The sequence below is a fragment of the Microbacterium sp. Root280D1 genome, assembly GCF_001428975.1.
Taxonomy (GTDB): domain Bacteria; phylum Actinomycetota; class Actinomycetes; order Actinomycetales; family Microbacteriaceae; genus Microbacterium.
Map to the genome: position 1 here is coordinate 555,073 of NZ_LMJK01000001.1, position 20,518 is coordinate 575,590.

19 protein-coding genes are annotated in these 20,518 nt (G+C 69.1%); 12 read left to right on the top strand and 7 right to left on the bottom strand.

The window, feature by feature from the left end; all coding sequences use genetic code 11:
- Positions 1-163 precede the first annotated feature (163 nt).
- Positions 164-1,681, top strand: a complete 1,518-nt coding sequence (locus ASE34_RS02790; RefSeq protein ID WP_053098510.1) for an SDR family NAD(P)-dependent oxidoreductase — start codon at positions 164-166, stop codon at positions 1,679-1,681.
- 164 nt (positions 1,682-1,845) lie between these two features.
- On the opposite strand, the gene ASE34_RS02795 is transcribed toward ASE34_RS02790, so the two are convergent.
- Positions 1,846-2,184, bottom strand: a complete 339-nt coding sequence (locus ASE34_RS02795; RefSeq protein WP_053098511.1) for a winged helix-turn-helix transcriptional regulator — start codon at positions 2,182-2,184, stop codon at positions 1,846-1,848.
- 79 nt (positions 2,185-2,263) lie between these two features.
- Between ASE34_RS02795 and ASE34_RS02800 the strand changes: the two genes are divergently transcribed.
- Positions 2,264-2,920 carry an FMN-dependent NADH-azoreductase gene (locus ASE34_RS02800; RefSeq protein ID WP_056276298.1) on the top strand — a complete coding sequence of 219 codons (657 nt, stop codon included), beginning with the start codon at positions 2,264-2,266 and terminating at the stop codon, positions 2,918-2,920.
- Positions 2,921-3,118: 198 nt separating this feature from the next.
- Here the strand turns inward: ASE34_RS02800 and ASE34_RS02805 are convergent, their stop codons facing one another.
- A complete protein-coding gene (locus ASE34_RS02805; protein ID WP_053098513.1) occupies positions 3,119-4,195 on the bottom strand; it encodes a sensor histidine kinase in 1,077 nt (358 codons plus the stop codon).
- Between the two features lie 28 nt (positions 4,196-4,223).
- On the bottom strand, positions 4,224-4,895 hold the full coding sequence (locus ASE34_RS02810) for a response regulator transcription factor (protein ID WP_053098514.1): 672 nt from the start codon (positions 4,893-4,895) through the stop codon (positions 4,224-4,226).
- A 102-nt stretch (positions 4,896-4,997) separates the two neighbouring features.
- Between ASE34_RS02810 and ASE34_RS02815 the strand changes: the two genes are divergently transcribed.
- Genes ASE34_RS02815 through ASE34_RS02825 form a run of 3 tightly spaced genes read left to right on the top strand, consistent with a single transcriptional unit; the run spans position 4,998 to position 7,743 of the window.
- On the top strand, positions 4,998-5,606 hold the full coding sequence (locus ASE34_RS02815) for a M15 family metallopeptidase (RefSeq protein WP_056276300.1): 609 nt from the start codon (positions 4,998-5,000) through the stop codon (positions 5,604-5,606).
- A complete protein-coding gene (alr, locus tag ASE34_RS02820) occupies positions 5,603-6,751 on the top strand; it encodes an alanine racemase (RefSeq protein ID WP_082586483.1) in 1,149 nt (382 codons plus the stop codon). The genes ASE34_RS02815 and alr overlap by 4 nt, the downstream gene beginning before the upstream one ends.
- Positions 6,748-7,743: a D-alanine--D-alanine ligase gene (locus tag ASE34_RS02825; protein ID WP_056276303.1), complete on the top strand. Its 996-nt coding sequence runs from the start codon at positions 6,748-6,750 to the stop codon at positions 7,741-7,743. Before alr ends, ASE34_RS02825 begins: the two co-directional genes overlap by 4 nt.
- On the opposite strand, the gene ASE34_RS02830 is transcribed toward ASE34_RS02825, so the two are convergent.
- Both ASE34_RS02830 and deoD read right to left on the bottom strand, forming a co-directional pair.
- Complete coding sequence (locus ASE34_RS02830) at positions 7,740-10,253, bottom strand: DEAD/DEAH box helicase (protein WP_056276305.1); 2,514 nt, start codon at positions 10,251-10,253, stop codon at positions 7,740-7,742. The genes ASE34_RS02825 and ASE34_RS02830 overlap by 4 nt on opposite strands.
- A gap of 206 nt (positions 10,254-10,459) precedes the next feature.
- Entirely contained in the window at positions 10,460-11,173 is a 714-nt protein-coding gene (deoD, locus tag ASE34_RS02835) for a purine-nucleoside phosphorylase (RefSeq protein ID WP_056276307.1), read from the bottom strand.
- Between the two features lie 106 nt (positions 11,174-11,279).
- On the opposite strand from deoD, the gene putP reads away from it, so the two are divergent.
- A complete protein-coding gene (putP, locus tag ASE34_RS02840; protein ID WP_056276310.1) occupies positions 11,280-12,791 on the top strand; it encodes a sodium/proline symporter PutP in 1,512 nt (503 codons plus the stop codon).
- A gap of 71 nt (positions 12,792-12,862) precedes the next feature.
- Here the strand turns inward: putP and ASE34_RS02845 are convergent, their stop codons facing one another.
- Positions 12,863-13,531 (bottom strand): DNA alkylation repair protein, encoded by a 669-nt coding sequence (locus tag ASE34_RS02845; protein ID WP_056276312.1) that lies wholly within the window; start codon positions 13,529-13,531, stop codon positions 12,863-12,865.
- Between the two features lie 100 nt (positions 13,532-13,631).
- On the opposite strand from ASE34_RS02845, the gene ASE34_RS02850 reads away from it, so the two are divergent.
- Positions 13,632-13,829: a hypothetical protein gene (locus ASE34_RS02850; RefSeq protein WP_053098521.1), complete on the top strand. Its 198-nt coding sequence runs from the start codon at positions 13,632-13,634 to the stop codon at positions 13,827-13,829.
- A gap of 22 nt (positions 13,830-13,851) precedes the next feature.
- On the opposite strand, the gene ASE34_RS02855 is transcribed toward ASE34_RS02850, so the two are convergent.
- Positions 13,852-14,886: an FUSC family protein gene (locus ASE34_RS02855; protein WP_056276315.1), complete on the bottom strand. Its 1,035-nt coding sequence runs from the start codon at positions 14,884-14,886 to the stop codon at positions 13,852-13,854.
- A gap of 117 nt (positions 14,887-15,003) precedes the next feature.
- Between ASE34_RS02855 and ASE34_RS02860 the strand changes: the two genes are divergently transcribed.
- From ASE34_RS02860 to ASE34_RS02880, 5 genes are all read left to right on the top strand, one after another.
- Positions 15,004-15,459, top strand: coding sequence for an SRPBCC family protein (locus ASE34_RS02860; protein WP_056276318.1), 456 nt, complete (start codon positions 15,004-15,006; stop codon positions 15,457-15,459).
- A gap of 184 nt (positions 15,460-15,643) precedes the next feature.
- The gene (locus tag ASE34_RS02865; protein ID WP_056276321.1) at positions 15,644-15,895 is read left to right on the top strand and encodes a hypothetical protein; all 252 of its coding nucleotides are present in this window, start codon (positions 15,644-15,646) and stop codon (positions 15,893-15,895) included.
- A gap of 68 nt (positions 15,896-15,963) precedes the next feature.
- Positions 15,964-18,876: a helix-turn-helix transcriptional regulator gene (locus ASE34_RS02870; RefSeq protein ID WP_157538068.1), complete on the top strand. Its 2,913-nt coding sequence runs from the start codon at positions 15,964-15,966 to the stop codon at positions 18,874-18,876.
- Positions 18,877-18,953: 77 nt separating this feature from the next.
- Positions 18,954-19,157: a cold-shock protein gene (locus tag ASE34_RS02875; RefSeq protein WP_042538190.1), complete on the top strand. Its 204-nt coding sequence runs from the start codon at positions 18,954-18,956 to the stop codon at positions 19,155-19,157.
- Between the two features lie 302 nt (positions 19,158-19,459).
- A complete protein-coding gene (locus ASE34_RS02880; RefSeq protein ID WP_056276328.1) occupies positions 19,460-20,494 on the top strand; it encodes an iron-siderophore ABC transporter substrate-binding protein in 1,035 nt (344 codons plus the stop codon).
- Positions 20,495-20,518: the final 24 nt, after the last annotated feature.

Here is a 20,518-nt window from a genome sequence, read left to right on the forward strand (position 1 = left end):
CCACAACTCCGGAGATCCACGTGGCTCTCGTTCCCCGTTGTGCGCCGTTCCGGGGAGCGCGACCCCGGTGGTGCGCGCGTCTCCGGAGTTGTGGAGGTCGAGCCCCGGCGCCCCGCCCGCGCTCCCAGGAAGACACCCCGAGAAGTCGCGTAAAATCGGCACAATGACCGATGCACCCGACGCCGCCTCCGACCTGGGTGCCGGTATCGACCCCGAGGATCTCGCCACCACCCTGCGAGTCCTGTCGGAACTGCACCAGATCGACAACGAGCACCCCGACTTCGTGGCCGTGCGTCATGCGACGGCGGCGATGTTCAAGGCGGTCAAGCGCGTGCGTCGCAAGGAGATCCGCGACGCGATCGCCGACGCCGACAAGGCGGTCGTCGCCCGCACGGCGACCGGCGCTCCCGACCGCATCGACGACGAGACCCGCGGGCACGACCTCGCGACCAGCGTCGTCGACGCCCCGATCGCCGGCGAGCTGCTCAAGCCGCGCAACTGCTACATCTGCAAGCAGCCCTACACGGTGGTCGACGCGTTCTATCACCAGCTCTGCCCGGACTGCGCCCGCTTCAGTCACGGCAAGCGAAACGCCCGCACCGATCTGACCGGCAAGCGCGCGCTTCTCACCGGCGGCCGCGCGAAGATCGGCATGCACATCGCCCTGCGACTGCTGCGCGACGGCGCGCACACGACGATCACCACACGATTCCCCCGCGATGCGGTTCGTCGGTTCTCGGCGCTGCCCGACTCGGCCGACTGGCTGCACCGCCTGCGCGTGGTCGGCATCGACCTGCGCGACCCCGCTCAGGTCATCGGGCTCGCCGACTCGGTCGCGGCTCAGGGACCGCTCGACATCCTGATCAACAACGCCGCGCAGACCGTGCGCCGCTCACCGGGGTCATACTCTCTCCTGGCGGATGCCGAGCTGCAGCCGCTTCCCGACGGACCGCTGCCCGAGATGGAGACGTTCGGGCACACCGCCGATCCGCATCCGCAGGCGCTGCAGGCTTCGGTCGATGCGCATCCGCTGCTGTCCGTCGCGGCGCTCGGGGGCACGGTCGCCGAGCAGGGCGGCCAGGCGCTGACGGCCGAAGACCTCGCACGCCTCGCGATGGCCCCCGGTTCGTCGTCGCTCGAGAAGCACGCCGACGGCACCGCCATCGACGCCGGCGGACTCGTGCCCGACGTCAACCGCACGAACAGCTGGGTGCAGTCGATCGACCAGGTCGATCCGCTCGAGATGCTCGAGGTGCAGCTGGCCAACACGACGGCGCCGTTCCTGTTGATCAGTCGCCTGCGCGCCTCGATGGCGGCCTCGTCGGCGAACCGCAAGTACGTGGTCAACGTCTCGGCGATGGAGGGGCAGTTCTCGCGCCGGTACAAGGGTCCCGGTCACCCGCACACGAACATGGCCAAGGCGGCGCTGAACATGCTGACGCGCACGAGCGCCGGCGAGATGCTCGAGACCGACGGCATCCTCATGACCGCCGTCGACACCGGTTGGATCACCGACGAGCGTCCCCACTTCACCAAGGTGCGCCTGGCCGAGGAGGGCTTCCACGCCCCGCTCGACCTCGTCGACGGAGCGGCCCGCGTGTACGACCCGATCGTGCGCGGCGAGGCCGGCGAAGACATCCACGGCGTGTTCCTGAAGGACTACGAGCCCAGCCCCTGGTGAGTCGGCGGCCTCTGAGCTGCGGGCTGCCGTGACTGCACCGCCGGACCTGTGCCGTCTGCAGGGTGAGATCCCGTCTGCAGGAGGGGACGGGGAATCTGGCCCTGCGTCCGGGCTTCGGTCCTGCGAACGGTGTGCTGGTCGCCACCCTGGGCCGCGCGCGACGGTCAGTGCGCGCGGATCTCGAGGTTCTCGGACGCCCAGGTGCCGAGCTGATCGAGGATGGGCAGCAGCCCACGTCCGCTGTCGGTCAGTGAGTACGAGACCGTGACAGGCGGACCGGCGTCGACTGCGCGGGCCACGAGCCCGGCCTCGGCGAGCTCTGCCAGCCGGTCGGAGAGCACGGTGTCGCTGATGCCGGACACCCCGCGGCGCAGCGCGACGAACGTCGAAGGACCGCCGCCGAGCGACGAGACGATCATGCCGTTCCAGCGTTTGCCGAGCACGCTGAAGGCCAGTGTGACGGCGGCGTCGCAGACGTGACGCTCTTCGTCGATCTCGGCCATGCGCCCATCATACCTGTGCTACGTTAACGCGAGTCGCTAAGAAAAACAGAGTGACTACGAAAAACGAAAGGCACTTCTCATGTCCCTGTTCCGCCTGGATGCCAGCATCCTGCCCGCGTCGTCCGCCAGCCGTTCGCTCGCCGACCTCGTCGAAGCCGAGTGGACCGCCTCGCACCCGGACTCCACGGTCACCCGCCGCGACCTCGCCGCCGACCCCGTGCCCGCGACGGCATGGGCGGATGCCGTGACCGGCGGATTCGTCGACGACGCCGAGCGCACCGACGCTCAGCGCGCAGCGCGCGCCCTCGCCACCACCTTCGCCGACGAGCTGATCGGCGCCGACGCGCTGCTCTTCGCCGTGCCGCTCTACAACTACGGCGTCTCGCAGCACTTCAAGACCTGGTTCGACCTGGCCTACACGGACGCCCGCATCGACCCGCAGGGCACCGCATTGCGCGGCAAGCCGGCGACCCTCGTCACCGTGCTCGGCGGCAACTACGCCCCCGGAACGCCCAAGGAGGGCTGGGACCACTCCACCGGATGGCTGCGCCGCGTGCTCGAGGACGTCTGGGGCCTCGACCTGCGCATCGTCGAGCGTCCGTTCACCTTGGTCGGCGTGAACCCCGCTCTCGACGCCTTCGCCGACACCGCCCGCGAGCTCAAGGAGAACGCCGAGGAGTCGGCGCGCACGTACGGACGCGAGCTCGCCGCACTGCGGGGCGACCAGGTCGCCTGACCCGGCATCCTGAGCGGTCCCGCCCCTCCAGGCATCCCGTCTGGTCCCGCCCCTCCAGGCATCCCGTCTGCAGGATCAGGGCACGGATGCGGGGTCAGAACACGGTTTCTGGTCCTGCATCCGTGCCTCGGTCCTGCAGACGGCACAGGAACCGGACCTCCGGGCAGGACCCGGACCTCCAGACGACCGACCGCCGCCTCAGGCGAGGGGCCGGGGGAACGGATGCGGCAGCCACACCGTCACGTTCAGACCCCCGCCGTGCCGGGCGGTGAGCACGAGGGATCCGTCATGCGCCTGGGCGATGCGCTGCACGATGGCGAGGCCCAGGCCGACACCGCCGTGATCCTCGCCGCGCGTGCGGTCGGCACCTCTCTGGAACGGTTCCGCGAGCGTCGCGACGAGATGGGCGGGCAGCACGTCGCCCGTGTTCTCGACCACCAACGCCACAGCCTGCGGCAGAACATGCGTCCGCACGATGACCGTGCCGCCTGCGGGCAGGTTGTGAACGATCGCGTTGTGCACCAGGTTCGTGATCAGCTGCTGGAGCAGGGCGGGGGATCCGAGCACGTTCGCGGTGTCACCGCCGACGTCGATGGACACACCACGTCGCTCGGCCGACGGCAGAAGCGTCTCGGTCGACTCCTCGGCGAGCAGTGACAGGTCGACCGGCTCGCGGGTGAACGCGCGGCGCTCGGCACGGCTCAGCATCAGCAGGGCCTCGGTCAGCTCGATCGCGCGCGCATTGACCTCGTGCAGTCGGTCGATCAGCGCGTCGACGTCGCGGTCGGGGTCGTTGCGGGCGACCTCCAGCATCGCCTGCGAGATCGCGAGCGGGGTACGCAGCTCGTGCGAGGCGTTGGCGGCGAACCGCTGCTGCTCGCCCATGTGCGCCTCGAGCTGCTCGAGCATCGAGTCGAAGACATCGGCCAGATCACGGAACTCGTCGCGCGGTCCCTCGAGGGCGACCCGGTGCGACAGCGACCCCTGCGCGGCGAGCTGCGCTGCCCGTCCGATGCGGTCGAGGGGGGCCAGCATCCGTCCGGCGATGATCCATCCGCCGCCGATTCCGATCGCGAGCAGCACGAGCATCATCACGATCGCAGCCGGAATGAATGCGCGGATCAGGTCCGAGCGGTTCGGCACGAAGCGGTCGGCGATGATCGCGGCATCCGGTACATACCGCAGCAGGTATACGGCGACGGCCGCGAGCAGACCGATGCCTGACACGACCACGACGCCCGCATAGCTCAGCGTGAGCTTCCAGCGGGCGCTCATGCCTCGGCGCCTCACGGGCCGAACGGGATCAGCCATCGGCATCCGTTCCGATGCGGTAGCCGACGCCGGGGACGGTGAGGATCAGCCACGGCTCGCCCAGTCGCTTGCGCAGCGACGAGACCGTGATGCGCACGGCGTTCGTGAACGGGTCGGCGTTCTCATCCCACGCGCGCTCGAGCAGCTGCTCGGCGCTCACGACTCCGCCGCCCGCATCGACGAGCACCTCGAGCACCGCGAACTGCTTGCGCGTCAGGGCCACGTACTTGCCGTCGCGGAAGACCTCGCGGCGGAACGGGTCGAGACGCAGCCCTGCGACTTCGAGCACGGGCGGCCTGGCGCGGTGGCGACGACGGTCGAGCGCCCGCAGGCGCAGCACGAGCTCGCGCAGCTCGAAGGGCTTGGTGAGATAGTCGTCGGCGCCGATCTCGAAACCCGACTCCTTGTCGTCGAGGCGATCGGCCGCGGTGAGCATGAGGATCGGGATGCCGCTGCCCGAGGCCACGATCGACCTCGCCACATCGTCTCCCGACGGGCCGGGGATGTCGCGGTCGAGTACCGCGAGATCGTAGGAGTTGATGCTGAGCAGCTCGAGGGCCGTGTCGCCGTCGCCGGCGATGTCCGCCGCGATCGCCTCGAGCCTCAGGCCGTCTCGCACAGCCTCCGCGAGATAGGGCTCGTCCTCGACGATCAGCACACGCACGACACAGCTCCCATGTGCTCAGAGCTTACGCACCCGGACATATCGGGAGCATATGAGAAATCGCATACGTCGTCGCAACACGCCTCCTTCTTGACTGAGGACATGAACACTCGCTCCACCTCCTCACGGCGACGCCTCACCGCGATCGTCGGTGCCGCCCTGCTCGCCGTCGCTCTCACGGTCTCGGTCGTGCTGATCGGTCAGCAGTCTCTGGCGTCGGCATCCGTCGTGCCGACCGTCGCGCCGTCGTCCCTCAGCGAGGCGGACGGGATGATCCGCGAGGAGGGCGCCGTCTCGGTGTTCGACGACACGCCCGCCGTGACGAATCTCGACTCCGACCTGCTCGCCGCCGTGCGCGCTGCCGCATCCGCTGCCGAGCACGACGGCGTGCGGATGCATGTGAACAGCGGCTGGCGGTCGGCCGACTACCAGCAGGTGCTGCGTCAGGATGCGGTCGTCGAGTACGGCTCCGAAGAGGAGGCCGCGCGCTGGGTCGCCACCCCCGAGAACTCCGAGCACGTATCGGGAGACGCGGTCGACCTCGGCCCTCTCGCCGCTCAGGACTGGCTGGCACGCCACGGCGCGGACTTCGGCCTCTGCCAGATCTACGCGAATGAGCGCTGGCACTTCGAGCTGCGGCCGGCGGCCCCGGCGAACGGGTGCCCGCTGATGTACGACGACCCGACCACCGATCCCAGGACGCAGCGATGACCACGGCGCTCACCACTCCACGCCTCACCCTCTCGCGCGTTCACCCGCCGACATTGCACACGATCCCTGACGCGATCGGAGCGAACGTCGAGCGGATCCGATCGGCCACGGATGCCCGCATCATGGCGGTCGTCAAGGCCGACGGCTACGGCCTCGGCGCCGTGACCGTCGCTCTCGCGGCGATCGGGGCCGGAGCCGAGTGGCTCGGGATCACGGATGCCGAGGATGCCGCCCCGCTGCGTGCGGCGGGGATCGAGGTGCCGATCCTCGCCTGGCTCAACCCCGCCGGGGTCGACGTCGCGCAGGTCGTCGCGGATCGCGTCGATCTGGCTGTCGGCTCGGTCGAGGAACTGCGGCAGCTGATCGCGGATGCGTCGGCGCTGCCGAACGGGTGCGTTCGCGTGCATCTGCACATGGACACGGGCATGTCGCGGGGCGGCGTACCGCTCGAGGACTGGGCCGAGCTGCTGCGGGTGGCTCGCACGGGCCGCGACTCGGGTCGTGCACGCATCGACGTCGTCGGGGTGATGGGGCACCTGCCAGACGCCGACGCCGCCGACCCGGCGAAGAACGCGCCCGCTGTGCTCCGGATGCGACAGGCGAGGGATGCCGTGCTGCGTGCCGGATGCGGTCCTCTGCTCGTGCATCTCGCGGCGACGTCCGGGACGCTGACGGATGCCGCCACGCACTTCGACATGGTCAGGGTCGGCGCCGGGCTGGTCGGCATCGATCCGTCGGAGACGGTGCCGCTGCAGGGGGCGGCGCGGCTGACGGCATCGGTCGTGCACAGCAGTGTCGTGCCGGCGGGCACCGCGATCGGCTACGGCGGCGCATATGCGACGACGCGCACCTCGCATCTGAGCGTGATCGGGGTCGGGTATGCCGACGGCATCCCGCGGGAGCTCGGTGCGGGCGCAGGGGTGGCGGTCGACGGCATCCGGTGCCCGATCGTCGGTCGTGTGTCGATGGATCAGATCGTGATCGACACGGGTGACGTCTCGATGCCGAGGGGCACCACGGTCGTGGTCTTCGGACCCGAGGGGGGCGCGGTGCCGAGTATGCAGGAGTGGGCGCGGTGGGCGGGGAGCATCCCGCACACCGTCGTGACGGGCATCGGCTCCCGCGTCGAGAGGGCCATCGCATGAGAGTGCTGGTGATCGGGGGAGGGCAGAACGCCGAGCACGAGGTGTCGCTCGCCTCGGCGGCAGCGGTCGCAGAGGCCCTGCGGCTCGGGGGATACGACGTGAGCACGGTGACGATCTCGCGGCAGGGCGTGTGGGAGGTGGCGGGCGTCTCGGAGGGTGCCACCGCCGCCGGATCCCTCGCTCTCGCGATGACGCTCCTCGCCGACTGCGACGTCGTATTCCCCGCCGTGCATGGACCCCTGGGAGAGGACGGAGCACTCGCGGCACTGTGCGGTCTCGCAGGGGTGCGCGTGGTCGGATCGGGTCCGCGGGCCGGCGCCATCGGCATGGACAAGTGGGCCACCAAGCTCGTCGCCGAAGCGGCAGGGCTGCGAACGGCACGGGGACGCGTCGTCGATGCGGCGGACTGCGGCGATGCCGAGTTCGAGGGGCCCGTGGTGGTGAAGCCGGTGTCGGCCGGTTCGAGCTACGGTGTCTCGCTCGTGCGGGGAGAGCATGAACTGGGGCCGGCGCTCCGCGAGGCGGCGCGGTTCGACCGCCGCATCCTCATCGAAGAGATCGTGCAGGGGAGGGAGATCGATGTCGCCGTCCTGCGCGAAGCCGGTGGCGTGCGCTGGGCGGCCCCGCCGCTCGAGATCCACGCCGCCGGCCTCTTCGACACCGCCACGAAGTACGACGGCAGCGCGCGATTCACCGTGCCCGCGCAGCTGTCGACGGCCGAGACGACCTCGCTCACGCGTGCGGCACTGACCATGTTCGACGCCCTCGGATGCGCCGGGGTCGCCAGGATGGACTTCTTCCTCTCCGCCGAGGGCCCGGTGCTGAACGAGGTCAACACGATGCCGGGGCTCACCGCGGCCTCGCAGGCGCCGCGCATGTTCGCGGCGGCCGATGTGTCGTACGTCGACCTCGTGTCGCGCCTCGTGCGAGCCGCTGAGGTGCCAGGCGGTGACGGTGCGCGCCGGAGCGCCGGCCTCGAGCGGGTCGCCTAGAGGCGGTCGACGCCCGTCACCGTGACCACGGCCGCGCCCTCTTCGTCGGAGGCTGCGAGGTCGACGGTGGCCGAGATGCCCCAGTCGTGGTCGCCTGCCGGGTCGTCGAGGATCTGACGGACGGTCCACTCCGTCGCACCCTCGGTCAGGAGCAGCAGCTGAGAACTGCGGGCGTTCGCGCCCGTGAGGATCTCGTCGTGATCGGCGAAGTATCCGTCGAGCGCATCCGACCAGGCGTCGGCGCCGAAGGTCGGGTCGAGTTCGGCGAGGGCGGCGACGTCCTCGCGGGCGGCCAGCTGCACCCGACGGAACAGCTCGTTGCGCACGAGAGTGCGGAAGGCGCGGACGTTCGATGTCAGTCTCTTCGGCGCCGGCGGAACGATCGGCTCGTCGTCCGGGCCGTGGAGCACGCCGTTGACCAGCTCCTCCCACTCGTCGAGCAGGCTCGAATCCACCTGGCGCACCAGCTCGCCCAACCACTCGATCAGGTCGCGGAGATCCTCGTCCTTCGCCTCTTCGGGGATGGTCTGCGAGGCCGCCCGATAGGCGTCGGAGAGGTAGCGCAGCACGACGCCCTCCGACCGCGCGATCTTGTAGTACGCGACATATTCCCCGAACGACATGGCTCGCTCGTACATGTCGCGGACGACGGATTTCGGATGCAGCTCGAAGTCGCGGATCCACGGCTGCGCGGCGCTGAACGTCTCGAATGCGGCGGTCAGCAGCTCGTCGAGAGGCTTCGGATATGTGATCTCCTCGAGCAGCTCCATGCGCTCGTCGTACTCGATGCCCTCGCGCTTCATGACGGCGACGGCCTCGCCCCGTGCCAGGAACTCCTGCTGTCCGAGGATCGCCCGCGGATCATCGAGCGTCGACTCGACGATCGAGATCATGTCCAGGGCGTACGACCCGGTTCCGGTGCCGGCAGCCGGGTCGCGGTCGAGCAGTTCGAAGGCGGCGAGAGCGAACGGAGACAGCGGCTGGTTCAGGGCGAAGTTCGGCTGCAGATCGACGGTCAGGCGGATCTCGCCGTCGGCCGTCTGCTCGACGACGCCCGATTCGAGCAGCGTGCGGTAGATGCCGATGGCGCGCAGAGCGAGTTCGCGCTGTCGTTTGCGAGGTTCGTGGTTGTCGTAGACGAGTGCACGCATGTTGCCGAAGACGTCGCCGCCGCGCCCGATCACGTTGAGCATCATGGCGCTCGTGATCTGCATGTGCGAGGTGAGGGTCTCGGGCTCGGCGTCGATCAGCTTGCGGAACGACGGCTCGCCCCACGAGACGAAGCCATCGGGAGCCTTCTTGCGCACGATCTTGCGCTTCTTCTTCGGGTCGTCGCCGGCCTTCTTGATCGCGGCGACGTTCTCGCTCTCGTGCTCCGGAGCCTGGGCGACGACGGTGCCGGCCGTGTCGAAGCCCGCGCGGCCCGCCCGCCCGGCGATCTGGTGGAACTCGCGGGCGCTGAGCTGCCGCATCCGGGTGCCGTCGAACTTGGTCAGAGCGGTCAGCAGCACCGTGCGGATCGGGACGTTGATGCCGACGCCGAGCGTGTCGGTGCCGCAGATCACGCGCAGCAGACCTCGCTGGGCGAGCTGCTCGACCAGGCGTCGGTACTTCGGGAGCATCCCGGCATGGTGCACGCCGATGCCGGCGCGGAGGAACCGGGAGAGGGTCTTGCCGAAGGCGGTCGTGAAGCGGAAACCGCCGATCAGGGCCGCGATCTCGTCGCGCTGCTCACGCGTGGCGACCTTCGTGCTCGACAAGGCCTGGGCCCGCTCCATCGCAGCGGCCTGCGAGAAGTGCACGACGTAGATCGGCGCCTGGCCCGTGCCCAGCAGGTCGTCGATCGTCTCGTGGATCGGCGTCGTCTCATAGAAGTAGTGCAGCGGAACCGGGCGCTCGACGCCGGTGACGGATGCCGTGTCACGGCCCGTCCTGCGGGTGAGGTCGCTCGACAGCTGCGACACGTCGCCCAGGGTGGCCGACATGAGGATGAACTGCGCCTGCGGCAGCTCGAGCAGCGGCACCTGCCAGGCCCATCCGCGGTCGGGGTCGGCATAGAAATGGAACTCGTCCATGACGACCTGATGCACCGCGGCATCCGTGCCCTGGCGCAGTGCGAGGTTCGCGAGGATCTCGGCCGTGCAGCAGATGATCGGGGCATCCGGGTTGACCGAGGAGTCGCCCGTGATCATGCCGACGTTCGAGGCGCCGAAGACGTCGACGAGGGAGAAGAACTTCTCGCTCACGAGCGCCTTGATCGGGGCGGTGTAGAACGAGCGGCGCCCCTCGACCAGCGCGGCGAAATGCGCGCCGACCGCGACGAGCGACTTGCCGGTGCCGGTGGGCGTCGACAGGATCAGGTTGTTGCCGGAGACGATCTCGATGACCGCCTCGTCCTGGGCGGGGTAGAGGCTGATGCCGGTCGACTCGGCCCATTCGACGAACGCCGTGTAGACGGCATCCGCATCGGATCCGTCGGTCAGCGTCGTGTGGTCGAGGATCGCAGGCATGGTCTGTCGATCATCCCACCTCCGGCGGGGCACCTCCTGCGAAGGGGAACACATGCTGTGCAGGAGCGGATGCTGGATGCGGTCCTTCGCAGCGTGAGATCTCCTTCGCTGCAAGGGAGCGAGCGAGCCTGCAAGCGAGCGAGCCTGCAAGGGAGCCTGCGAGGGAGCCAGCGAGCGAGCGAGCGCGCCGGCCGGACCGCAACGACTCAGACGGACGTCGCGGCGCGCAGCGCGATGCGGATCATGTCGCCGAAGGTCTGCTCGCGCTCCTGAGCGGTGGTCTGCTCGCCGGTGACGATGTGATCCGACACCGTGCAGATGGCCAGAGCGCGACGCCCGTGGTACGCGGCGAGGGTGTACAGCCCCGCGGCCTCCATCTCCACTCCGAGGGCGCCGTGCTGCACGAACGGCTCGGTCAGCTCGGGTCGGGTGCTGTAGAACTGGTCGCTCGAGAACAGCAGACCGACGTGGACGGCCGAGTCCAGGGGCTCGGCCTCGCTCGCCTCGACCGCCGCGCGCAGCAGTCCGAAGTCCGCGACAGGTGCGTAGTCGAGTCCGTGGAAGCGCACCCTGTTGATGCCCGAATCGGTGCAGGCGCCGTTCGCGATGATGATGTCCCTCACCTGCAGCTTCTTGGTCAGCGCCCCGCACGATCCGACGCGCACGATCGTCTGCACGTCGTACTCCTCGAACAGCTCGGTCGCATAGATGGCCATCGACGGCTGACCCATGCCCGAACCCTGCACCGAGACGCGGTGGCCCTCCCAGGTGCCGGTGAAGCCCAGCATCCCGCGGGTCTCGGAGTACAGCTCGGCGGCGTCGAGGAAGGTCTCGGCGATCCACTTCGCCCGCAGCGGATCGCCGGGGAACAGGACGATGGGGGCGATCTGACCGGGCTGTGCGGCGATGTGCGTGCTCATGGCTTCAGCGTAACCAGCGGTCTCTGCGTGGCGCGCCCGGACCACAGCGTCCGCCTTGAGATCATCGGTACCGAGCGGTGATCGGCACCGCGGAAAAGGGACGACGATGTCCGATCAGATCTTCTTGTACGGGGCGCTCGGGCTGTACTTCGCCGGCATGCTGCTCATCGGATACTTCGCCTACAAGCGCACCTCCGACCATGAGGACTACATGCTCGGCGGACGCAACCTGCCGTCGTGGGTCGCCGCGATCAGCGCCGGTGCGGCCGACATGTCGGGCTGGCTCGTGATGGGTCTTCCCGGCGCGATCTACGCCGCTGGACTGATCGAGGCCTGGATCGCGATCGGGCTGACGATCGGCGCCTACCTCAACTGGCTGCTGGTGGCCCCACGGCTTCGCGCCTACACCGAGGTGTCGCGCAACTCGATCACGATCCCGAGCTTCTTCGAGAACCGGCTCCGCGACACCAGCCGGTCGCTGCGCATCGCCTCGGGGCTCATCATCCTGGTGTTCTTCACGCTGTACATCTCGTCGGGCATGGTCGCCGCCGGCGTCTTCTTCGAGAGCTCGTTCAACGGCGACTACCTGTTCGGGATGCTGCTGGTCGGCGGCATCACGCTGCTGTACACGCTCTTCGGCGGATTCCTCGGGGCCTCCCTCACCGACGTCGTGCAGGGGCTGATGATGGTGATCGCGCTGATCGTCGTGCCGGTCGCCGCCGTCATCGCGATCGGCGGACTCGAGGAGACGTCGACGCTCATCACCGAGAACGCCGGAGAGGGATTCCTGTCGCTGCTCGGCGGAGGGGCCGTCACCGGCGGCACCTTCCTCGCCATCGCCTCGGCCCTGGCGTGGGGCCTCGGGTACTTCGGGCAGCCGCACATCATCGTGCGCTTCATGGCGCTGCGCTCGCCGCAGGAGGCGAAGAGCGCGCGTCGCATCGGCATCTCCTGGATGGTCGTCTCGATGTTCGGCGCGATCATCTCGGGCCTCGTCGGCATCGCCTACATGGCGCAGCAGGGCATCACCCTCGACAACCCCGAGACCGTGGTGCTGCTGATGTCGCAGACGCTGCTGCATCCGTTCGTCGCCGGACTCGTGCTGGCGGCCGTGCTCGCGGCGATCATGAGCACCGTGTCGAGCCAGCTGGTCGTGTGCTCGTCTGCGCTGGTCGAGGACCTCTACAAGGTGGTGCGCAAGACCCCGCCGTCCGACAAGCGGCTGGTGCTGCTGGGCCGCCTGGCGGTGCTCGTCGTCGCGATCATCGCGATCATCCTCGCGATCACGCCGAACGACTCGATCCTCGGGCTCGTGTCGTTCGCCTGGGCAGGATTCGGTGCCGCGTTCGGCCCGATCATCCTGCTCAGCCTGTTCTGGCGCAAGCTCACGAACTGGGGTGCTCTCGCGGGCATGTTCGTCGGAGCGGTCACGGTGTTCGTCTGGAAGGCCCTGGACACCGACCTGTACGAGCTGCTCCCCGCGTTCGTGTTCGCGTTCGTCGCGGCCGTCGTGGTGAGCCTCGTCACCTACACGCGCAACGACGACATCGAGAAGGAGTTCACCGACGCCGAAGCGATGCTGACGGCACCGCGGGCCGCAGTCGGCAGCGCTCGCTGACGGACGCAGGGCTGAGTCGCGGGACGCAGGGCTGAGTCGCCGGATGCGGGGATCAGCCCTCGCGTCGGGTCTCAGCCCTCGCGCCGCCGCACGATCTCGCCGATCCAGATCGGCGCGAACGGCGAGGTGCAGCCGGGCGCGGTGGGGTAGTCGGCGAGCACCTGCAGGCGCTCACCGATCTCGAGCGCCCTGGACCGCAGCGCCGGGTGGAAGATGCCGATGTTGGCGAGCGTCTCGTTCATCGCCCACTGCAACCGCGAGGGCGCGTTCTGCAGATCGCGCTCGATCAGATCGAGCAGGTGATCGAGGTCGAGGCCCTCGGCATCCTTCGCGACGCGCACCGTCGTGAGCGACCATGCGGCCGCGGCGACGGTCGGGTCGGAGTCGTCGAACCAGCGCAGCCGCAGCTCCTCCGCGAGGGGGGTCTTCTTCGCGACGTAGTTCACGAACCAGTCGTTGACCTTGGGGGCCTGAGTCTGTCGCAGCATCGCGTCGAGCTCGTCGGCGGTGAACGCGCGAGGCGTGCAGATCAGCAGCGCCAGCAGCCGGGCGGCGGTGTCGCCGGTCGCCCACAGCTCTTTCGCCAGGGGCTGGTCTGTCTTGATGCGCTTCGCGAGGGTGCGCATGCGGCTGAGATTGATGCCGTGGTCGTCGTCGCGCTTCTCGTTCGCGGCGCGCATCTTCGGATCCTCGAGGGCGGCGAGCTCGGCCAGAGCCTCGGGAACGGTCATGTCGGACATGTCACCAGGGTAGGCCCGGAGCGCTTGTCAAGGCCCGGGCTTCTGCGGGCATGCGGCCCTAACCTCGCAGGAGATCGAACTCCGACGAAGGGAGAATGCCATGACTCGCGACAGCGACGACATCAGCACCGACCGCAACGACATCAGCACGGAGCCGTCGCCCGGCCCCGAGGAGAACGACAACCTCGGCGCCGAGGACAACAAGGGAGAGCCGCCGACGGTCGTCCCCTCCGGCTCGGGCGACGAGAGCGACGACGACGACGGCGACGTGCTCGCCGACGACCCCGAGCAGGACTGACCGGCGCCGCCGCGTCGCCCTGTCATTCCTCGTCGACGAGCTCCGCCCGGATGCGCCTGAGGTCCTCCATCAGCGACCCGATGAGGATCCAGTGCGTCGACGAGGGCGGCCGGATGACGAGAGGCGCGGTCAGTGCCGGGATCGCCGAGGTCAGTGTCTCGGGCTCCGGGGACACGTCGGCGATCTGCACAGCCAGTCGCACATCGTGCCCTGCGCGCCGCAGCTGCTCCGCGATGGCCGTGACGGCCGGCTCCTCCCCGATGGAGTCGTCGTAGTGGTCGAAGTAGGCGCGCGTCATCCCGATGGTCTGCGTCACGATGGGCGTCAGCCGTTCGAGCAGTGCGCGCATCTCGACGAGCTCTTCACGGTGCGTCGACCGGCGCGGGTTCAGAGTGAGGGATTCCTCACCCGCAGCGATGGATGCCTCTGCCGCGTCCTTCATCGGGCGCAGCAGTCTGGCTTCGAGCATGAGCTGATGCAGCCTGGCGGGAGTCTGGGGTTCGGGCAGCGCATCGGCGAGCCGGTCGAGGCTCGAGGCGAGCTCGCTGCCCAGCAGCCCGAGATCGCGTCGGGCCGGGGCGACCAGCACGGGCGGCACGATCAGGGCGTTCACGACGATGCCGATGACCACGCCGATCAGGGTCTCGAAGATGCGCGCTATCGCATAGTCGGGAGTCGAGCCCAGCGCGAGCACGAGCATCGCCGAGATGGCCACCTGGTTGCCGGTGCCGGGCGTCGCCCGGAAGGCCCACGCGACGAGCATGGCCACCACGATGGCGAGCAGCACGATCCAGCTCGGTGACCCCAGGAGAAGGCCCAGGGCGACCGCGATCACCACGCCGACGATCACGCCGATGCTGCGTTCGAGCGCCTTCGACAGCGACTGGTTGACGCTGGGCTGCACGACGAGCAGAGCGGCGATCGCGGCGAAGACGGGGAGCTGTCCCGGAACCACCCATCCCGCGAGCATCCATGCGGCGATCGTCGCCGCGGCGGACTTCACCACCTGCAGCAGGGGTGAGCGCTTCGAGGCGCGGATCGCGGCGTGGATGCGCATGCCTGCAACGCTACTCGGCTAGCGAGTGCCGTCAGGGGAGATGTCAACCCCGTCGCCAAGAGTCGTCGAACGCCGCTGAATGGGATGACACGACCGACGAACAGTGAGGAGCATCACATGGTGCAGATCATCGAGACCATCGACGTACACGTTCCCATCGACGTGGCGTACAACCAGTGGACGCAGTTCGAGAGCTTCCCGCAGTTCCTCGACGAGGTGGAGTCGATCGTCCAGCTGGACGACACGCACACCCGCTGGAAGGTGAACGTGGGCGGCGCGACGCGCGAGTTCGACGCGGAGATCACCGAGCAGCACCCCGACGAGCGAGTCGCGTGGAACAGCATCGGCGGTGAGACCGAGCATGCGGGCGTCGTGACGTTCCACAAGCTCGAAGACCTCACGACCCGCGTGACCGTGCAGATCGACTGGGAGCCCGAGGGGCTTCTCGAGAAGGTCGGCTCGCTCGTGGGCGCGGGCTCGCACGCGGTGAAGAAGGATCTCCAGAACTTCAAGGAGTTCATGGAGAAGCGCGGCACCGAGACCGGTGCGTGGCGCGGCGACATCGACGCCTGATCGACCCCTGAGCTGAGGTCCGAGCGGTGGTGCCCCCATCACCGCTCGGACCTCTTTCGCTGCCCGGACGACGGCACGCCCGGCGTCGACTAGGGAACTCACGAACGGAAGATAGGGCATCCTCCCGATGTCGTCGGGGCGACTCAGAGCGGATTCTGAGGACATCGCACACCGAGGAGATGTCATGTTCGAGCACCCGTATCTCGCCTACAGATCGACCGAGTTCGACCAGGAGCAGCTCGCTCGCGCGGCAGAACGCCGTCGCGTCATCGAGGAGCGCAGCGATCAGCTGGTCCGCAGGCAGCCCGGCCCGATCCGGCGTCTGGCCGGCCGGCTGCTGCACACGACCGACGCATCGCGCGACGCGGCGACGGATGCTGCACGGCAGCCCGAGCGCCGCGCATCCGCGGGCCGCGAACCGGCACCCGCCCGGTGATCGTCGCTCCGCTGCGGGCAGACGGCAGCGCGACGCCGGATGTCGGAGGGGAGTGGCACGATGAATTCATGCCCCCGTCCGCTCCCAGCGCCGCGATGGTCGGCCGAGAGACCGAGCTCGCGACCATCCGCGAGCTGTTCCGGCGAGCGGTCGACGGGGTCCCGGTGGCCGCGCTCATCGAGGGCGAGGCGGGCATCGGCAAGTCGCGACTGCTGCGCGAGTTCAGTGCCGAGGTGGCGAACCGCGCAGACGTGCATGTCGGCTGGTGCCTCGATCTCGGGGCGTCGCGCACGCCCTTCGGGCCGCTCGCCGGCATCCTCCGGTCGATCGTCGCGAGCATGGGCGCCGACCGGGTGCGGGAGGAGATCGGCGTCGGCGTCGAGGCGCTGGGCATGCTGCTGCCCGAGCTCAACCCCACCGAGCGATCCCAGACGAGCCCTGACCGCCTGCGCGATGCGATCGCGGCGCTCATCGAGGCGGCCGCCGAACACGCGCCGCAGGTGCTCGTCGTCGAAGACCTGCACTGGGCTGACGAGTCGACCCTGGCGCTGCTCTCCTTCCTGCTGCGCACCCTCGGGCACGGCCGCATCCTCCTGATCCTGACCTGCCGCTCCGACGACGTGCGACGCGGCGATGCCGTGAGCCGCTTCATCGGCGAGTCCACCCGCGCGCGTCTGCTCGAGAGGGTCGCGATCGATCGGCTCGACACCTCGGCTGTCCGTGCGCTCGTCGAATCGCTCACCGGGCAGCCCGTGACAGACGCGGCGCTCGATCGCATCCACGATCGAGCCGAGGGCGTGCCCTTCTTCGTCGAAGAGCTCGCCGGGTGCTCGACCGGTCCCCTGCCCGGCAGTCTGCGCGACCTGCTGCTCGCCCGATTCGACCGTCTCAGCGATGACGCCCGGCGGGTGGTGCAGGTCGTCTCGGGAGCCGAGCGTCCGCTGACCCACCCGCTCGTCACCCGCCTCGCGGGTCTGCCCGAAGCCCGCCTCGACGAGGCGATCCGCGAGGCGACGCTCAGCGGCATCCTCGTCGTGGTCGACGACGACTACCGGTTCCGGCATGCGCTGCTGCGCGAAGCCGTGCACGACGATCTGCTCCCGGGCGAGAGAGCGCGGCTGCATCGGGCGTATGCCGAGGCGCTCGAGGAGAACTGCTCAGGGGCCGAAACCGCCGACTCCGCCGCGCTCGCCTATCACTGGCAGCTCGCGCAAGACGACCGGCGAGCGCTCGCCGCGGCCGTCACCGCGATGGCCGACGCCAAGTCGCGGTTCGCCTTCGCGAGCGCTGCCCGCTTCGGCGAGCTCGCTCTCGACCTGTGGATCCAGGTGCCGGATGCCGAGGCCGTCGTGGGTGTGGCGCGCCTCGAGGTGCTGCGCACTCTCGGTTCCGTGCTGCGCAACGCGGGAGACGGAGAACGGGCGCTCGCCGTGGTCGACCTCGCGCTCGCCGAGGTCGATCCGACGACGGTCGACCCCCGCATGCACGCCCGGCTGCTGCGCGACAAGGCGTACTACACGATGAACCTCGGCCGCGCCGGCGCGGTCCCGCTGCTGCAGCAGGCGCTCGAGATCCTCGAGGCGGGCGTCGACGACGACCGGCTGCGCGCCTCGGTGCTGAACCAGCTCGCCAGTCGCTACATGATCTCGGGGCGACTCGACGAGGCGATCGCGTTGGCCGCGGAGGCGGGCGAGCGGGCCGCGCGCGCCGGGTCGGACGACGAGGCATCGATCGCCGCGAACGTCCGGGGCGGAGCCCGCGCGCACCTCGGCGACCTCGACGCGGGGCACCGCGAGTACGCGCTCGCCCTGCAGCTCGCCAAAGGCACGAACGCCGAGATGAGATACCGGGTCAACTATTCGGATCTGCTCGGCCTGCTGGGGCGCTATCGCGATGCCGTCAGGGTCGCCGAAGAGGGGCTCGCGCCCGCGCGCGCTTTCGGCGTCGAGCGCACCACGGGCGCGCTGATGACGCAGAACATGGCCGTGCCACTGCTCGAGATGGGCGAGATCGAACGGGTCGAGGGGATGCTGGCGCGCGAGCTCGCTCAGCGGACCCTGCGCATCTCGCACATGTACTCCACGATGACGCGCGTGCGGGTGCTCTCCTGGCGAGGCAGACACGAGGAGGCGGCCGAGATCCTTCGCGAGTGGCACCCCGCATTCGAGGAGACCGGTCGGGTCGAACGTCAGATCTGGTACGACGAGGTCATGATGCGCGTGGCCGTCGCCGAGGGGCGGGGCGACCTCGCGGGTGCTCTCGGTGAAGTCAGGGCGATGCTCGCCGATCAGGGGCCGGTGTCCCTGCATCAGCGTCGACTGCTGCTCGAGGCGGCATGGTTCATCGCCGAGCTGCGGGCATCCGGCGTCGAGGTCGAGGCGGCGGTCGCAGACGTGCGCGACGCGTGGCGCGCCCAACCTTCGCAGCTGCGAGGCGACAGGTGGGAGACGATCCTCGAGGCATTCCTCTTCCCGTCCGTCGCAGCCCTGCGCCAGGCGGTCGAGCACGCAGACGACCGCGATGTGCCCGTGACGTTCGCGGTGACCACGCGTCTGGCTCTCGCTCGCGCACTCGTCGACGCAGGAGACCGAGGGGAGGCGAGCGCCGTGCTCTCGGCCGCGATGCGCCAGGCGGAGCGCCTCGGCCACGTTCCCCTGGGGCGGATCGTCGGTGGTTTCCAAGCGGCGGCTGGCCTCGCCGCAGCATCCGGCACCGCATCCGGCACCGCAGCATCCGGCACCGCCGGCGTCGAACCGGATGCCGACCCGCTCACCGCCCGCGAGCGGCAGGTGCTCGAGCTGATCGCCGAGGGTCTGAGCAACCGCCAGATCGGGGAGCGGCTCTTCATCAGCGTCAAGACGGTGAGCGTCCACGTGTCGGCCGTGCTGCGCAAACTCGGGGTGAGCACCCGCACCGAGGCGGCTGTTCTTCAGAAGAATCCGAACTTCCGGGACACCGGTCAGCCTGCCGTGGTACGTTGAGCAGGCGCGTATGTCGGACGTTCCGTCACGGCGCGGGCCGCGCAAGCGGCCGTTTGAAAACAGAAAGTAGAAAACACATGGCCACTGGCACTGTGAAATGGTTCAACGCGGAAAAGGGCTTCGGCTTCATCGCTCCCGATGACGGCACGGACGACCTCTTCGCCCACTACTCGGCAATCACCGGCTCCGGTTTCAAGGAGCTTCGTGAGAACCAGAAGGTCGAATTCGACGCTGAGCGTGGCCCCAAGGGCATGCAGGCTGCGAACATCCGCGCTCTCTGAGCGCGCATAGGCTTCCTGAAGCCGGTCGGATCCTCACGGATCCGGCCGGCTTTCTGCATGTCCGGGTACTTTCTGCCCGTGCCCGTGCCCGTGCCCGTGCCCGTGCCCGTGCCCGTGCCCGTGCCCCTCCACATCGGGCGGATGCGGTGCGATGTCGACCCCGCACGAGAGGCGAGGATGCCGCCCGGGCTAGGGACCCAAGATGAGGCTTGCCTAACTTTCTGTTAGATTAGGCCAGGCTTACCAAAGCCTTGGCGCCCCTCCGCGCCGCACCCCCTCATCCCAACCCGAAGGGAACGCCTGTGCGCACCTCTCGTCTCATCGCCGCCGGTGTCGCCGCGGCTCTGGCCGTCGGCCTCACGGCCTGCGCGACGTCGTCGACCGACTCGAACTCCGACTCCGCCGGCGGCAACCCCGCCGATGACGGTGCCTTCCCCGTCACGATCGAGCACGTGTTCGGCGAGACCACGATCGAGGAGAAGCCCGAGCGCGTCGCGACGATCGCGTGGGCGAACCACGAGGTTCCCCTCGCTCTCGGCATCGTCCCGGTCGGCATGAGCAAGGCCACGTGGGGCGACGACGACGACAACGGCATCCTCCCCTGGGTCGAGGACAAGCTCGACGAGCTCGGCGGCGAAGAGCCCGTGCTGTTCGACGAGTCCGACGGCATCGACTACGAGGCCGTCGCCGACACCCAGCCCGACGTCATCCTCGCGGCGTACTCGGGTCTGACGCAGGAGGAGTACGACCAGCTCTCGAAGATCGCACCGGTCGTCGCCTACCCCGAGGTCGCCTGGGGCACCCCGGTCGACGAGATGATCGAGATGAACTCGAAGGCGCTCGGCCTCGAGGAGGAGGGCGACGCCCTCATCGAAGAGCTGCACGCCGACGCCGAGGCCGCCCTCGAGGAGAACAGCGCCCTCAAGGACAAGAAGGTGCTGTTCGCGTACGTCGACCCGAGCGACCTGAGCCAGGTCGGCTACTACACCGCGATCGACACGCGCCCCGGCTACCTGCACGACGACCTGGGTCTCCCGCTTCCGTCGATCGTCGAGGAGAACGCAGACAGCAAGGAGTTCTACCTCTCGGTGAGCTCCGAAGAGGCTGACACCTTCGACGACGTCGATGTCTTCGTGACCTACGGCGACGACTCGCTCATCGCCACCATGCAGGCCGACCCGCTGCTGTCGAAGATCCCCGCGATCGCCGCCGGCAACATCGTGATCCTGCCCGACTCCACCCCGATCGCGGCCTCGGCGAACCCGTCGCCGCTGTCGATCCAGTGGGGCCTGTCCGACTACCTCGGCCTGCTGGCAGCACCGCTCGCCGCGAAGTGACCGTCGGCGTCACCTTCGCACACT

Coding starts and splice junctions, on each gene's coding strand:
- ASE34_RS02855 (WP_056276315.1), bottom strand. CDS start 14,886: ATGCGCATCCACGCCGCGATCCGCGCCTCGAAGCGCTCACCCCTGCTG.
- ASE34_RS02860 (WP_056276318.1), top strand. CDS start 15,004: ATGGTGCAGATCATCGAGACCATCGACGTACACGTTCCCATCGACGTG.
- ASE34_RS02875 (WP_042538190.1), top strand. CDS start 18,954: ATGGCCACTGGCACTGTGAAATGGTTCAACGCGGAAAAGGGCTTCGGC.
- ASE34_RS02865 (WP_056276321.1), top strand. CDS start 15,644: ATGTTCGAGCACCCGTATCTCGCCTACAGATCGACCGAGTTCGACCAG.
- deoD (WP_056276307.1), bottom strand. CDS start 11,173: ATGAGCACGCACATCGCCGCACAGCCCGGTCAGATCGCCCCCATCGTC.
- alr (WP_082586483.1), top strand. CDS start 5,603: ATGACCACGGCGCTCACCACTCCACGCCTCACCCTCTCGCGCGTTCAC.
- ASE34_RS02870 (WP_157538068.1), top strand. CDS start 15,964: ATGCCCCCGTCCGCTCCCAGCGCCGCGATGGTCGGCCGAGAGACCGAG.
- putP (WP_056276310.1), top strand. CDS start 11,280: ATGTCCGATCAGATCTTCTTGTACGGGGCGCTCGGGCTGTACTTCGCC.
- ASE34_RS02815 (WP_056276300.1), top strand. CDS start 4,998: ATGAACACTCGCTCCACCTCCTCACGGCGACGCCTCACCGCGATCGTC.
- ASE34_RS02830 (WP_056276305.1), bottom strand. CDS start 10,253: ATGCCTGCGATCCTCGACCACACGACGCTGACCGACGGATCCGATGCG.
- ASE34_RS02800 (WP_056276298.1), top strand. CDS start 2,264: ATGTCCCTGTTCCGCCTGGATGCCAGCATCCTGCCCGCGTCGTCCGCC.
- ASE34_RS02845 (WP_056276312.1), bottom strand. CDS start 13,531: ATGTCCGACATGACCGTTCCCGAGGCTCTGGCCGAGCTCGCCGCCCTC.
- ASE34_RS02795 (WP_053098511.1), bottom strand. CDS start 2,184: ATGGCCGAGATCGACGAAGAGCGTCACGTCTGCGACGCCGCCGTCACA.
- ASE34_RS02805 (WP_053098513.1), bottom strand. CDS start 4,195: ATGAGCGCCCGCTGGAAGCTCACGCTGAGCTATGCGGGCGTCGTGGTC.
- ASE34_RS02825 (WP_056276303.1), top strand. CDS start 6,748: ATGAGAGTGCTGGTGATCGGGGGAGGGCAGAACGCCGAGCACGAGGTG.
- ASE34_RS02850 (WP_053098521.1), top strand. CDS start 13,632: ATGACTCGCGACAGCGACGACATCAGCACCGACCGCAACGACATCAGC.
- ASE34_RS02790 (WP_053098510.1), top strand. CDS start 164: ATGACCGATGCACCCGACGCCGCCTCCGACCTGGGTGCCGGTATCGAC.